We start from the raw sequence: 12,756 nt of genomic DNA on the forward strand, positions 1-12,756 counted from the left end.
CCACATCAGGCATGCTATTCTTGCCAAACAGGTACATTAGTGGATACATAGAATTTTTTAAATAAGTTTTTACTCGGCTTGCGTCTAATGCACCATTCAGACCATCACGAAATACTAACATTAATATAAATACATGATATTATCACTTTACGAAAGCCGTACAGATATAAAAATACAGTAAACGTATTCACATCTCAGAATGAGGAAGAACCGACATATGGTAAATATGGAATGCTGCGAAAACAATTTCTGAAAGAGATTGTGTATATGTGAGTAGAAAAGAGTGGTCGTAAGGCTGCTCTTTGATAATCTAAGAATAGAGTTTTGGGGTAGAATATGATAGAATGTAAGAGAAAAATCGGTATTTCACGGTGAATATTCTTGTGCGATGAAATCGCACTTCCGGAAATTTGGGAATCAGATGTCCGGAAGTGGAAATCACCTATGTAATTATGTGAGTTTACTCGCGTAGTGCTTTATCCAAACCATATACCTCACGCATTGATCTATCATGTTCAGCATCAATGCTTGTGATATTTATTCGATAGCTGTCGTGGGCAATACGGTCAATGATTGCATCTGCCAGAGGACTGTCACCACCACCGAGCTGCTCATACCATTCCTCGAATGCATACTGAGAACAGAAAATCGTTGAAGATTTCTTACGTCTCCTATGAAGTAGTTCGAAGATGTCCCTTTGTTCTGAATTCGTTGGTTTCAATAGAAGCCACTCATCCAGGATCAGAACAACTGGATTGGCATACTTCGCCATGACTTTTTTGTAGTTACCATCTGTCCGTGCTGTCTCCAGATCAATAAGCAGATCAGGGAGCCGGACATACTTGGTATTGAAATACTGCTTACAAGCCTCCATGCCAAAGGCACAGGCCATGTATGTTTTACCACAGCCTGTAGCGCCGGTGATAAAAAGATTTCGGTGTTCAGATATATATTCGCAAGTTGCAAGTCGGTTAATGAGATCCTTGTTAAGCTTGCGCCCGGAAGTGTAATTGATATCTATGATATTTGCTTCCGGCTGGTCGAATCCAGCATTATGGATCAGTCGTTTCAGACGGTTGTTTTTCCGATTGCTGTATTCAATGTCTACCAGCATACCAAAGCGATCCTCAAATGGTACTTCTCTAAATTTAGGATCAGCCAGCTGGTTGCGGAAAGCATCTGCCATAGTGGTAAGGCGCATTTCAATTAATTTATCGATTGTACTCTGATTTGTCATATGTGTTTACCTCCGATAGTAATCGGCACCTCTTGTGATGCCGTGTGTTTTATGTGTGGTTTTGGATTCAGTAGTTTCTGGTTTCTGTTTCACAGAACCGGTTACAAGGATGTTTTTAATACTCTTGTAACTGGGCGAAGATGTATAGGACAATGCCTTTTTACAGGCCACTTCAAGCAATGCATCTGAGTATTTCTCAGCAAGCTTCAGAAGCCCCATACAACTTCGGTAGGTCTGTTGTTCCCCACGTTTGGAAGTCAGTATTGCATTGACCACAGTGTACGTATTTATGCCAATCCGCTCAGCCCATTTGCGGAACCGGTCGCCGTTCCATTCCAGATATTTCTGGTGGTCTTCCGGCATATGTTCCGTGACCGTGCTGTACTGCCCAGGGCGTCCTTTCAGACGACGGTGGGAAGCAATGCGGTTATGGTTGTAGAAAATTTCAATAGTGGTATCTGTTACCTTTACATCCACTTTCTTTTTGATGTATTCATAAGGAACTGAGTATAGCATTCCATCCACAGATATGTGATAATTGAACTGGACGGTGGCTGTCTTCCAGTCGCTCAGTTCAAAACGGGTAGAAGGTAATGGTGCCAGCAATGGTTTTTCTTCCTCAAGAAATAAGCTTCGCCGACTACCCTCTTTCTTTTGAAAGAGCCTTTGGTTGAACAGTTCGAGCTTGTCTCTGATTGCAAGATTTAATTCGACAAGGGAGAAGAACTGTTCATCCCGAAGTGCTGCTGTAATCCAGGTAGAGATATTTCCTACCGTCCCTTCAGCATTCGGCTTATCCTTGGGAGCCCTGACACGCGCCGGAATAATAGCAGTGCCATAATGCTCAACCAGTTCCTGATAGGTCTCATTGATCTGCTGGTTTTTCCATCCGCCATTATGAACAACTGCAGTTTTGCAGTTATCCGGTACGAGAATTCTGGCGACACCGCCAAAATATTCGTACATATGGACATGTGCATTGATCCATGACTTCTGTTTCATGTCCAGAAATGCTTCCACGTATGCATACTGGCTGTAAGTCATTACACCAACAAATACGTATGCCTTGATGATTTCGCCGGTATCAGGATCAAGGATTGTTGCAGGATCACCTGCCCAGTCAACTTCAACCTGTTCACCGGGTTTACGGTTGATATGCATGGTAGCACGATGCTTCTGCTCATTCTGTTGGATGTGATAGCAGAACTGTGAATACATGAGTGGTTCTTCACCATTGGCACGGCAATCCTCCATGTATTCCGTCCATAGGAGTTTTTTGCTTACGCCGTTGCGAAGCAGCTCCTTACGGATGTAATCATAATCCGGCATCCGCTTGTTGGCAGATACCTTGCTCTCTTTAGAGAACATGAGCCTTTGAAGCTCTGTGTCGGTCATTGATTCATCAAGAGGCCAAGAGATATTTAATTCTCTGGCACGTTTTTGAACTTTGACAACAGTTTTTTGTGAAACACCACAGCTTGCCATGATGTTGCGTTGTGAGAATCCCAACCCAGTAAGCCGGATGATTTCTCGATATTTGGTCATAATCGTGACCTCCTCATAATGAATTTACACTATAAAGTGCATAACATCATTATAAGGTTTTAGGAAAAATACGATTCCCTTTTTGCCGGAATCGTGATTCCGTAAAAAACGGAATATTGATTTCCATACGCCGGACAGGTGATGGATTTCACCCCGGATTATTCACACGGTATGTAAAATACTTTTGACAGATGCAAAACAAGCATCATGTTCTTGATTATTGCTGTTGATATGGTTTGAAAAACAGAAAAAAGTAACTTCTAATTGGTTTAATTGAAAAATTTCAAAGAAAGTGCACTTGGACAACTGTGTCTATTAACGAAAATACGGCATGTCTCGCTTTGTGTCGTGTTGTTCGAATACAACAGATTCTATAATTGGTGATGGAAGGAGGATTTGATGTGGATCAAATGAAGATCGGAAATTTTTTAAAAGAGCTGCGTAAAGAAAAAGGTATTACACAGGCGCAGCTGGCGGAAACGTTAAATGTTTCTGCCAGAACAGTATCCAGATGGGAAACCGGGATATCACTTAGATAAAGATACCACATCAATCCCACGCTGACTTTTGCTCAACCGATACAGCCGGAGGGCTGGATAACAAGAAAAGGCGGTATGCGCCCCGTGGAGGGGTAGCGTACCGCCTTTTCTTGTGGGGGTTTCCAAAGGGGGCAACGCCCCCATTTGGCACACGACTTTGCGAAGCAAAGTGTAGTGTGTTATACGCTCTGCTGGCGTTGCCGTGAAAATGCCGTTGCCGCCGGGGAGGGCAAGGGCATTTGAAGCGGCAGGAAAACAGGGCTGTGCTTGCGTGGCGTAGAGCCGTAAGCACAGGTCTGGTTTCAACAGCAGACTGGGCGTATATGAAAGCCCCCGTCCCTCGTCCTACGCTCCGACTTGTGGACAAAGTGTCCCGAAGTTGTGGCCACACTCCCGGAAAAGTAGCAGGACAGCGGGCAACCGTCAAGGCTGAAATGAACGGGGTTACACCCGGCCTTGACCGCCGCCCGCCGCCCCGCTGGATGGGTGGACAAGGCGGCCAATCCCTCAAAGTGCTTGTCCGCGCTCTTTCTGATTTTGAGGTATTCAGTTTTTCAAAATTGAATAATCAAAATAAATTTTTTCGATTGAAAAAATTTTATTTGTTATCATCTTCAATGCCATATTTTTTCTTTTGCCGAATCACATAATTACTGATTTTTTCATCATATAGTGGATACTGGTAATCCAACTGGCATGCCACTTCTGACGAAACCTCCCGGAACAATGCCATACATTGTTCAAAGGATTCCCACATATGAGGATAGGAATCCATATTATAAGTGGACATAAGTCGTTCCCACAATTCCTCTGGGACATATTGCTTCATAAATTTATAGTTTTTTCCCAAACTGAAATGAAATCCCTGTTTGATACCAATCAGCCAGGAAATCATGCGAAGCAATTCTTTTCGTACTATATCATTCATATGGTCAATAGCAAAAAGAATTTCTTTGCGGCATAAGCCCTTTACTACATATGTTGTAGTATTCCAAAATTCATTACAGCAATCGTCAAACATTCTTTGAGTAGGCTTCTGCAAGTGGTAGTCTATATCCGTTGGTATTGGCGGCTTTACGATACGGTTGTCTTTATCCAACAGTAACTTTACCAGTTTATCCCATGTAAAATACTCGTCTATCAGTTCCAGCGGCAGCAAAGTTAAATCTATCTTAACATCATCAGTAAACAGCATTAAATATGAAAATCCCTTTTCTACAGCTGGAAATAATTCCATATCTTCCGGCTTTTGCAGAATCAACCTTTCACCAAATATATCTAGCCATTTATCATCACTTGTGAAGCTGTCCATATCCGTAACAAAAAAAGTAATATCAAAATCCTGAAAATCATCAGGCGGAATATTTGTATTTGTTCTAGATCCTTCCAAAGTAACCATGCGAATGCGTTTGTCTGTTTTTGCAAAATTCAAAACAATATCATAAACTTCCTTTTCTGATCTCATTTTTATCTCCTCCAATTATTGAAATAGGTGTGAAGCCATTTTAGGGCTTTCCCGCCTTGATTGCCCATCAGCAAAGACGGGCGGGACTGTCAACGGCGGCGCATTTATGCGCCGTTCATCTTGACCGTTGACTGGCTCGGCTGGCTTTGCTATCTTCCTGACAAATGGGAATGTCTAAGATAGTAAAGACGTCCCACATGCAACTCTTTCTTTTATTGCGGAAACCGTATCTTTAATTGTGAATGTAGTTGTGTCTATGACATTTGATTCATATACTCCCAAACCGGAAAATTGCTCCCACATTGTTTCTACTAATTCAACATTTGTTTTTCTGTCTAATTTTGAACGTTCCACAGCTCGTTTCATAGTTTCTTCTTTACTGGCTCTTAAAACAATATAGTGTACTTCATAATCTTCTCGAACAAGGGCTCTCCATGGTTCTAAAAACCACGGCCCGACAATTCCATCTACAATTACATCATATCCGCCGCGGGCATAGCGCTTTGCAGCTTCTAAAAAGGCTTCAATGACAACTAAATTTTGTTCGTTGGACTCTGGTAAATGCGGCGGTATTGCTCCTTTGCTTAAATAATGAAAAAAGTCGTCTGTGTGCATATGCACAGATTTATCCATGTTCGATTCTTTTGCGACAATCGACGCAGTTGTTGTCTTTCCTGTTCCCGGCGAACCTGTAATCACAATAATTCTTCCTTGATTCATCTACATTCTCCCTCGCAATTCAGATTTACCGCTCTCTTTCTGATTTTGCAGCGTTTCTTCTCTCAAGATTGAAATGGGCGGGAAGCCATTTTAGGGCTTTTCCGCCTTGACTACCCATCAGCAAAGCCAGGCGGGACTGTCAACGGCGGCGCATTTATGCGCCGTTCATCTTGACCGTTGACTGGCTCGGCTGGCTTTGCTATCTCTCGATAAATTGTACCGAAATATTGAATTATTCTGGTACATACAAATAGCAACCTTTCACATGGTCATTTACAATTCCGATTGCCTGCATATACGCATATATAATCGTGCTGCCTACAAACTTAAAGCCTCGTTTTTTTAAGTCTTTACTGATTCTATCTGAAAGTGGCGTTGTTGCAGGAATGTCCGCTTCCGATTTGAAATGATTATGAATCGGTCTATTCTTAACATAAGACCAAATAAACTTATCAAAACTTCCGTATTCTTCTTGGATTTTGATAAATTGCTGTGCGTTTGTGATTGTCGACTTAATTTTTAATCTATTGCGAACAATATTGGGATTTTGCATTAACTCATCAATTTTAGTTTCGTCATAGAGAGCAATTTTTTGATAATCAAACTCGTTGAAGGCTTCCTTAAATGCAGCTCTTTTATTTAATATCGTCAGCCATGATAATCCGGCTTGCATACCTTCAAGAACCAACATTTCAAATAGTTTTCTATCATCATGAACGGGCTTTCCCCATTCCTCATCATGGTATTCTTTATAGAGTTCTGTGGTTGCCCACGAACATCTTTCTCTATCGTCTTTCTTCATGGTATCCTCCGTTTTGTAAAATTTGTTTTTGTCGCCCACTTATTTTCTCCCCCGCTGCGGCTTTGGATTTTTCAGCAAGTCCGACTTTTGTGCAATTCTTTTTAGCCACTTTCTTTCTTCCTCTGACAGCTTCCCATAGTTCAGCTTGAGCCGCTTACAGATAAATGCCATAGCCGCCTGCTCCGGGTCGCTGTCCTCTCTGGTGGTTTCCTCTGCGGTCTGCAAGAAATCTTCCAGTGGGTTGTCCTCTGAGACACTGAAAAAATCGTCCTTATGGGCTTCCCGCAGGTCGAGGGCTATCTTGTTTATGTCCTGCTGTATCACATAGCGGCAAAAGCTGTCATCGTCAATATGGGCGGCGATAAGCTGCCTTAACTGCGGGTCAGTCAAGCCGGGATTGTGTTGTTTCATAATCGTTGCACTCACGGCGTCCACAATGGCGTTTGCACTCTGTACCTGTTTTCCCGCCACGCCGTTCACATAGATTTCAAGGTCGGCCATGAGCCGGGGAAAATCCGGGTGGGTCGCCAGTTCACACAAAAGGGAATTGTCCACCAGCCCGCTTTTCAATAGTTCAATCATATCATCACTCAAATGCAGGTCTGCAAGATCGGCGTTTGGGTGATTTCTTGTTTGAGAACGGCCCAGCAGATAATCAACAGTCACTTCATAGAACTTTGCCAGTTCAATAAGGGCATAGTGGCTGATGTCCTTGAAGTTGTCCCCCTCATAACTGCCTAAAGCGGACTTGGAGAGATGGGTTTTCTCCGCAAGCTGTTCCAGCGTCAGTCCGCGCTCCACACGCAGGTCTTTCAATCGTTCTTGTATGGATAGTTCCATGCTCCCCCTCCCTGTCTGCCCGATAAATGGGAAGTTACAGTTCCGTATTCAGTATGGAATACATTTTCATATCAATAACTTTTCCATTTTTTACAGCATTGTTTCTCAATGTCCCTTCGTATTGAAAACCTGCTTTTTCAAGCGCCCTACACGATGCTATGTTGTAAGCAAAAGGTTCTGCATAGATGCGAATAATATCACTCTTTTGAAAAACATGTTGGCAAATTTGTTTTATGGCTTCGGTCATAATTCCTTTGCCCCAGTATTCTTCTGCAATATAATATCCTAACTCGGCAGTTTGTCTATGTATATTTTCCTGACGATAAACGCCAATACTGCCGATTGCTTTTTCATCTACCGTAATAGCAAAAGCAAAGGTGTCATTTTCATCAGCAGAAAGCATAGCAGAAATAAAATTTATTCCATCTTGTACTGTATAAGGATATGGTATGCCATCTCGAAGATTGTCTTGAACTTTTTTATTGGATATAGCCACGGTCAAATCTTCCGCATCTGACAATAACCATTTTCTTATTTTACAAATCATATTTTCCTCCGCAACTTCCGATTTGTCTCTTCGTACTTATCATTTTACCACAATTCCAAGAGCGTGGAAATAGCCTGTTTTTTAAGCCGATTTCCTACCTTTCGGATATACGGGACGGACGGTCATTTAGGTGTAGACTTATGGTAGTTCATCGATGGACAGCACCTTGAAAACAGAATGACCGTCCGAAAAAGGATGCCCCGGCTGGGGAAGCACCGCAAGGAGCCGACTTCTGGACACTTTGTCCAGAGGTCACTTTGGGACAAGTTGTCCCGAAGTTATGGGGAGCGTGCCAACGCCGGAACATGCCGCAGGAATGGGGCAGGAAAACTTTTCGGGGGGAACGGCAACGGAAAGCAAAATGGAGGGAACGCATGAGAGATAACCCCTATAAAGACTTGCCGCCGCTGGAACGCAGGCCGGACGGTTCCCTTTACCGCATGACACCGGCGCAGAGAAAACAGGCGGCCAGCCTGATACGCCGGGAGTGTTGTTGCTGTGAGGACGGCAACTGCATTGTCCTTGATGATGGGGACACCTGCACCTGCCCGCAGACGATTTCTTTCTCGGTCTGCTGTAAGTGGTTCCGCTGGGCGGTCTTGCCGCTGGACGGGACGCTGGAAGCGGAAATTTTCCGGGATAAGGACTTGAAACGCTGTGCGGTCTGCGGCGGCGTGTTCGTCCCTAAATCCAACCGGGCAAAATACTGCCCCGGCTGTGCCGCCAGAGTTCACAGGCGGCAGAAAACAGAAAGTGAACGGAAAAGGAGGTCTGCTGTGGACAGTTAGGAGCGAAAAAAGCCTTGATTTATCAGGCTTTGCAAGCCCCAAACCGGGGCTGGTGGTATAAAGTATCGCCCGCCCCGGAAAACGGGCTTCTAACCGTCCACAAAACGAACTATGACAAATACCATCTATATCCATCAGCCGGAAAAGGCGTTCAGCTTCACCCGGCTCCCGAATTTCCTCTTTGAAGCCCCTACATTCAAGCCTCTGTCCAACGAGGCAAAGGTTCTGTATGCCTTTATCCTGCGCCGGACAGAGTTATCCCGCAAGAATGGGTGGGCAGATGACTGCGGACGGATTTTCCTGTATTACCCTATCTGTGAAGTGGTCACACTGCTCCATTGTGGGCGGCAGAAAGCGGTGAATACCCTGCGGGAACTGCAATACGCCGGACTGGTGGAGATCCAGAAGCAGGGCTGTGGAAAACCCAACCGCATTTTCCCAAAATCCTATGAAGCGGTTCCAAACACCGACTTTAAGAAATCCCGTTCTGGTACGCCGGAGGACTGAAAACCGTACCCTTGAAGTACGGAAATCAATCTTGAGAAGTACGAAAACCGGACGGTATATAGAAATACAAAGATTAAAATGATTGATTTATATCCATTCCATTCCTATCGTATCAGAGATAATTCCGGCGGGATTTTCCCTGTGGAAAACCCCGGATAGGAAAGGAATGGGGAAAGGAGCAGAATGGCACAACACGCAATTTTACGGTTTGAGAAGCACAAGGGTAATCCGGCAAGGCCGCTGGAAGCCCATCACGAACGGCAGAAAGAACAATACGCCAGCAACCCCGACATTGACACCAGCCGTAGTAAATATAACTTCCATATCGTCAAGCCGGAGGGACGCTATTACCACTTCATTCAGAGCCGGATTGAGCAGGCCGGGTGCCGAACCCGCAAGGACAGCACCCGGTTTGTCGATACGCTGATAACCGCCAGTCCGGAGTTTTTCAAGGGGAAATCCCCAAAGGAGATACAGGCGTTCTTCCAAAGGGCGGCGGCGTTCCTCATTGGCCGTGTAGGACGGGAAAATATCGTGTCGGCGGTGGTACACATGGACGAGAAAACGCCCCACCTGCATTTGACCTTTGTTCCGCTGACAAAGGACAACCGCCTGTGTGCAAAGGAGATTATCGGCAACCGGGCAAACCTGACGAAGTGGCAGGACGATTTTCACGCCTATATGGTGGAGAAATATCCTGACTTGGAGCGTGGGGAGAGCGCCAGCAGGACAGGCCGGAAGCATATCCCCACCCGGCTTTTCAAACAGGCGGTTTCCCTCTCCCGGCAGGCAAGAGCCATTGAAGCCACACTGGACGGCATTAACCCGCTGAACGCCGGAAAGAAAAAAGAGGAAGCCCTCTCCATGCTGAAAAAGTGGTTCCCGCAGATGGAGAATTTCTCCGGGCAGTTGAAAAAGTACAAGGTCACAATCAATGACCTGCTGGCGGAGAATGAGAAGTTGGAAGCAAGGGCAAAGGCCAGCGAAAAAGGAAAGATGAAAGATACGATGGAACGGGCAAAGCTGAAAAGCGAACTGGACAATTTACAGCGGCTGGTTGACCGTATCCCGCCGGATATACTGGCGGAACTGAAACGTCAGCAGCGGCACACGGTAAAGGAAAGGTGATAGATATAAGCAGAAATTTTCGCCGCCTTTGTGCGGCATTGTACCTTGAAAACTGAATATGGAGGACACTGGATGGCAAAAAGTGAAAGCGATATTTTTACACCCCGAACAGGGCAGGTTATACAAGCAGAGAACGGCACGCAGTATTTTGTATGTGGGAACAACCGTATAAAAATCTCCGAACACTTCGCCGCAGGCGGGAAGCCCCTCGGTGATCTGATTGTAGATGTGGTGCGGCATACCGCAGAAAAAGCCGCTTCAACCTGATAGCCCATCATTGATAACACGCCCACGCTTATGATATAATTGCCATAGAGCAAAAGTATTGTAAGCGTGGGTTGTTTCTTTAGAAGGAGGATTTTTACGGTGAAACAACCTTACAATACTACGATTTACAACACGGCGCTTTATATGAGATTGAGCCGGGACGATGAACTGCAAGGAGAAAGCGGGAGTATTCAGACACAACGCATGATGCTCCGGCAATATGCCGCCGAGCATGGCCTGAATGTCATAGATGAATATATCGACGATGGATGGTCTGGAACGAACTTTGACAGGCCGGATTTTCAGAGAATGATTGATGACATTGAGGACGGGAAAATCAACTGCGTTGTTACGAAGGATTTATCCCGCTTAGGCAGAAACTACATTCTGACCGGCCAGTACACGGAAATCTACTTTCCCAGCAAAGGCGTCCGCTATATCGCTGTCAATGACAATGTGGACACCATCAACGGAGAGAATGAGCTTGCCCCATTCCTCAACATTCTGAATGAAATGCACGCCCGCCAGACCAGCAAAAAGGTAAAGGCGGCCATGCGGACACGGTTCGCAAATGGCGCACACTATGGAGCCTATGCTCCGCTTGGCTATGTCAAAGACCCAGATAAGAAAGGCCATCTTCTGATTGACCCGGAAACAAGGTGGATTATCGAAAAGATTTTTGACCTTGCCGTTCATGGCCGGGGAGCCGCCAGCATTACACGGATTTTGGTCGAAGAAAAAGTACCTACTCCCGGCTGGCTGAATTTCCAGAGATACGGCACTTTCGCAAATATCTATGCCGGAGCGCCGGAGGAAAAAGCCTATGCGTGGACGATAGCGCAGGTAAAAAGTATTCTGAAAGAGGAAACCTATATCGGACACAGCGTCCACAATAAGCAGACCAACATTTCATTCAAAAACAAGAAGAAAGTACGCAAGCCAAAAGAGGAATGGTATCGTGTGGAGAACACCCACGAAGCGATTATTTCCGAAGATGTGTTCCGTCAAGTACAGGAGCAGATTTGCAACAGGCGCAGACGGCAGAAGAATGGCACAACGCAGATATTTTCCGGGCTGGTAAAATGTGCGGACTGCGGCTGGTCGCTGGCCTATGGTATGAACAGCCAGAACAAAAATCCCTATGCCCATTATCATTGTAGCAAGTATGGACAGGGCACACGCCAATGCTCCATGCACTATATCCGCTATGATGTGCTTTACGCCTATGTCCTCTCCCGTCTGCAATACTGGTCTGTGCTGGCACAGCAGGATGGGGACAAACTTCTGAAACGGCTACTTAACGCCAGCGACAAGGAACGCAATACTGCAAGGAAGCGGCAGACAGCCGAACTGAAAAAGGCGGAAAAGCGCAAAGCAGAAGTAGACACCCTGTTTGCAAAAATGTATGAGGACTGGTCTGCCGGACGCATTACAGAATACAATTTCAATATGCTGTCCGAAAAGTATCAGGGCGAACAGCGAGAATTGGACGCAAAAATTGAACGGCTTCACGAAGCGATGGAGGCCGCCGCCCAGACAGCGGTTGACGCTGAAAAGTGGATAGGTCTGATGAAACAGTATGTCAATCCCACAGAATTGACGGCTGAACTTCTGAATACGCTGATTGAAAAAATCCTTGTCCATGAAGCGGTCAAAAGTGAGGACGGAAGCCGGGAACAGGAAGTGGAAATCTTCTACCGCTTTATCGGCAAAATCGAATGACACATCTTGAGATACCCAACAATATCTTTAACTAAGGGAAACGGGAAGCAATATGCCAGATATCAGTATTCTTGTAGATATTGCAGATTACTATGACATCAGTATTCCTGAGATTATCAATGGAGAAAGGAAAAGCGAGATTATGAATGAAGAAGAAAGAAAAATTGCTAAGACAATGTCAGATTATGCAACAACAGAGAAAGAAAAGATTTTCAAGGAAATGAAAATTCAAAGCATCATGGGCGTTTGTGCATTAGTTCTGTACTGGATTTTGCATGAAACAGATGCGTATATTTATAGTGATGCGTTAGAAAAACTTACTGGGTACTGCGAGACTTTGGTATCTGTGTCAGTCATCATGATGGCAGCATATACGACCGGGTCTTTGAGTAAGCTGCGCAGCAGGAGCTGGAAGTTTTTTATGATTGAAAATCTTCCGAAGCCAGTTCGCCTGATTGTAATTGCAGTTGTTGCTTTTTGTGGAGCGGCTATGATTAAGCTGGCACTAGTACATTTTTTCGGATTATAAATTATATTGTGAATATCAAAGATAGTCGCCTGACTTGCAGACTGAAGTGAACCCCTTTTGTTAGACAAAAATGTAAGTCTAATGAAAGGGGTTATTTCTATGTCTGGAAGAAAAATGTAT

14 protein-coding genes are annotated in these 12,756 nt (G+C 44.8%); 7 read left to right on the top strand and 7 right to left on the bottom strand.

Going from position 1 to position 12,756, the window contains the following annotated elements; all coding sequences use genetic code 11:
• Positions 1–460 precede the first annotated feature (460 nt).
• Complete coding sequence (istB, locus tag HED67_RS13400) at positions 461–1,237, bottom strand: IS21-like element helper ATPase IstB (protein ID WP_221718610.1); 777 nt, start codon at positions 1,235–1,237, stop codon at positions 461–463.
• Between the two features lie 6 nt (positions 1,238–1,243).
• On the bottom strand, positions 1,244–2,782 hold the full coding sequence (gene istA, locus HED67_RS13405; RefSeq protein ID WP_221718611.1) for an IS21 family transposase: 1,539 nt from the start codon (positions 2,780–2,782) through the stop codon (positions 1,244–1,246).
• Between the two features lie 410 nt (positions 2,783–3,192).
• On the opposite strand from istA, the gene HED67_RS13410 reads away from it, so the two are divergent.
• Entirely contained in the window at positions 3,193–3,321 is a 129-nt protein-coding gene (locus HED67_RS13410; RefSeq protein ID WP_330656576.1) for a helix-turn-helix transcriptional regulator, read from the top strand.
• Between the two features lie 598 nt (positions 3,322–3,919).
• Here HED67_RS13410 and HED67_RS13415 read toward each other — a convergent pair.
• The 5 genes from HED67_RS13415 to HED67_RS13435 all read right to left on the bottom strand — a co-directional run bounded on the left by HED67_RS13415 (position 3,920) and on the right by HED67_RS13435 (position 7,695).
• Positions 3,920–4,786 (bottom strand): aminoglycoside 6-adenylyltransferase AadE, encoded by an 867-nt coding sequence (locus HED67_RS13415; RefSeq protein ID WP_001255868.1) that lies wholly within the window; start codon positions 4,784–4,786, stop codon positions 3,920–3,922.
• Between the two features lie 174 nt (positions 4,787–4,960).
• On the bottom strand, positions 4,961–5,506 hold the full coding sequence (locus tag HED67_RS13420) for an AAA family ATPase (protein WP_087178791.1): 546 nt from the start codon (positions 5,504–5,506) through the stop codon (positions 4,961–4,963).
• 232 nt (positions 5,507–5,738) lie between these two features.
• The gene (locus tag HED67_RS13425) at positions 5,739–6,308 is read right to left on the bottom strand and encodes a DNA-3-methyladenine glycosylase I (protein ID WP_005934810.1); all 570 of its coding nucleotides are present in this window, start codon (positions 6,306–6,308) and stop codon (positions 5,739–5,741) included.
• A gap of 39 nt (positions 6,309–6,347) precedes the next feature.
• Complete coding sequence (locus HED67_RS13430) at positions 6,348–7,148, bottom strand: helix-turn-helix domain-containing protein (RefSeq protein WP_087178790.1); 801 nt, start codon at positions 7,146–7,148, stop codon at positions 6,348–6,350.
• 34 nt (positions 7,149–7,182) lie between these two features.
• Positions 7,183–7,695 carry a GNAT family N-acetyltransferase gene (locus HED67_RS13435; protein ID WP_087178789.1) on the bottom strand — a complete coding sequence of 171 codons (513 nt, stop codon included), beginning with the start codon at positions 7,693–7,695 and terminating at the stop codon, positions 7,183–7,185.
• Positions 7,696–8,069: 374 nt separating this feature from the next.
• On the opposite strand from HED67_RS13435, the gene HED67_RS13440 reads away from it, so the two are divergent.
• The 6 genes from HED67_RS13440 (at position 8,070) to HED67_RS13465 (ending at position 12,636) form a co-directional block, all read left to right on the top strand.
• Positions 8,070–8,483: a cysteine-rich VLP domain-containing protein gene (locus tag HED67_RS13440; RefSeq protein ID WP_058722955.1), complete on the top strand. Its 414-nt coding sequence runs from the start codon at positions 8,070–8,072 to the stop codon at positions 8,481–8,483.
• 111 nt (positions 8,484–8,594) lie between these two features.
• Entirely contained in the window at positions 8,595–8,990 is a 396-nt protein-coding gene (locus HED67_RS13445; protein ID WP_008666017.1) for a replication initiator protein A, read from the top strand.
• A gap of 183 nt (positions 8,991–9,173) precedes the next feature.
• Positions 9,174–10,118, top strand: a complete 945-nt coding sequence (mobV, locus tag HED67_RS13450) for a MobV family relaxase (RefSeq protein WP_087178788.1) — start codon at positions 9,174–9,176, stop codon at positions 10,116–10,118.
• 72 nt (positions 10,119–10,190) lie between these two features.
• Positions 10,191–10,385, top strand: a complete 195-nt coding sequence (locus tag HED67_RS13455) for a hypothetical protein (RefSeq protein ID WP_002334813.1) — start codon at positions 10,191–10,193, stop codon at positions 10,383–10,385.
• Between the two features lie 144 nt (positions 10,386–10,529).
• Positions 10,530–12,107: a DUF4368 domain-containing protein gene (locus HED67_RS13460; protein WP_246612237.1), complete on the top strand. Its 1,578-nt coding sequence runs from the start codon at positions 10,530–10,532 to the stop codon at positions 12,105–12,107.
• A 52-nt stretch (positions 12,108–12,159) separates the two neighbouring features.
• Entirely contained in the window at positions 12,160–12,636 is a 477-nt protein-coding gene (locus HED67_RS13465) for an XRE family transcriptional regulator (protein WP_221718612.1), read from the top strand.
• The last annotated feature ends 120 nt before the right edge of the window (positions 12,637–12,756 follow it).

Source organism: Pseudocoprococcus catus, assembly GCF_019734885.1.
GTDB classification, from domain to species: domain Bacteria; phylum Bacillota; class Clostridia; order Lachnospirales; family Lachnospiraceae; genus Coprococcus_A; species Coprococcus_A catus.

What these genes read in the sequence shown, in the direction of transcription:
- HED67_RS13460 (WP_246612237.1), top strand. Translation starts at nt 10,530, where the DNA reads ATGAGATTGAGCCGGGACGATGAACTGCAAGGAGAAAGCGGGAGTATT.
- HED67_RS13455 (WP_002334813.1), top strand. Translation starts at nt 10,191, where the DNA reads ATGGCAAAAAGTGAAAGCGATATTTTTACACCCCGAACAGGGCAGGTT.
- HED67_RS13435 (WP_087178789.1), bottom strand. Translation starts at nt 7,695, where the DNA reads ATGATTTGTAAAATAAGAAAATGGTTATTGTCAGATGCGGAAGATTTG.
- HED67_RS13440 (WP_058722955.1), top strand. Translation starts at nt 8,070, where the DNA reads ATGAGAGATAACCCCTATAAAGACTTGCCGCCGCTGGAACGCAGGCCG.
- HED67_RS13420 (WP_087178791.1), bottom strand. Translation starts at nt 5,506, where the DNA reads ATGAATCAAGGAAGAATTATTGTGATTACAGGTTCGCCGGGAACAGGA.
- HED67_RS13430 (WP_087178790.1), bottom strand. Translation starts at nt 7,148, where the DNA reads ATGGAACTATCCATACAAGAACGATTGAAAGACCTGCGTGTGGAGCGC.
- istA (WP_221718611.1), bottom strand. Translation starts at nt 2,782, where the DNA reads ATGACCAAATATCGAGAAATCATCCGGCTTACTGGGTTGGGATTCTCA.
- istB (WP_221718610.1), bottom strand. Translation starts at nt 1,237, where the DNA reads ATGACAAATCAGAGTACAATCGATAAATTAATTGAAATGCGCCTTACC.
- HED67_RS13465 (WP_221718612.1), top strand. Translation starts at nt 12,160, where the DNA reads ATGCCAGATATCAGTATTCTTGTAGATATTGCAGATTACTATGACATC.
- HED67_RS13410 (WP_330656576.1), top strand. Translation starts at nt 3,193, where the DNA reads ATGAAGATCGGAAATTTTTTAAAAGAGCTGCGTAAAGAAAAAGGTATT.
- HED67_RS13415 (WP_001255868.1), bottom strand. Translation starts at nt 4,786, where the DNA reads ATGAGATCAGAAAAGGAAGTTTATGATATTGTTTTGAATTTTGCAAAA.
- HED67_RS13445 (WP_008666017.1), top strand. Translation starts at nt 8,595, where the DNA reads ATGACAAATACCATCTATATCCATCAGCCGGAAAAGGCGTTCAGCTTC.
- mobV (WP_087178788.1), top strand. Translation starts at nt 9,174, where the DNA reads ATGGCACAACACGCAATTTTACGGTTTGAGAAGCACAAGGGTAATCCG.
- HED67_RS13425 (WP_005934810.1), bottom strand. Translation starts at nt 6,308, where the DNA reads ATGAAGAAAGACGATAGAGAAAGATGTTCGTGGGCAACCACAGAACTC.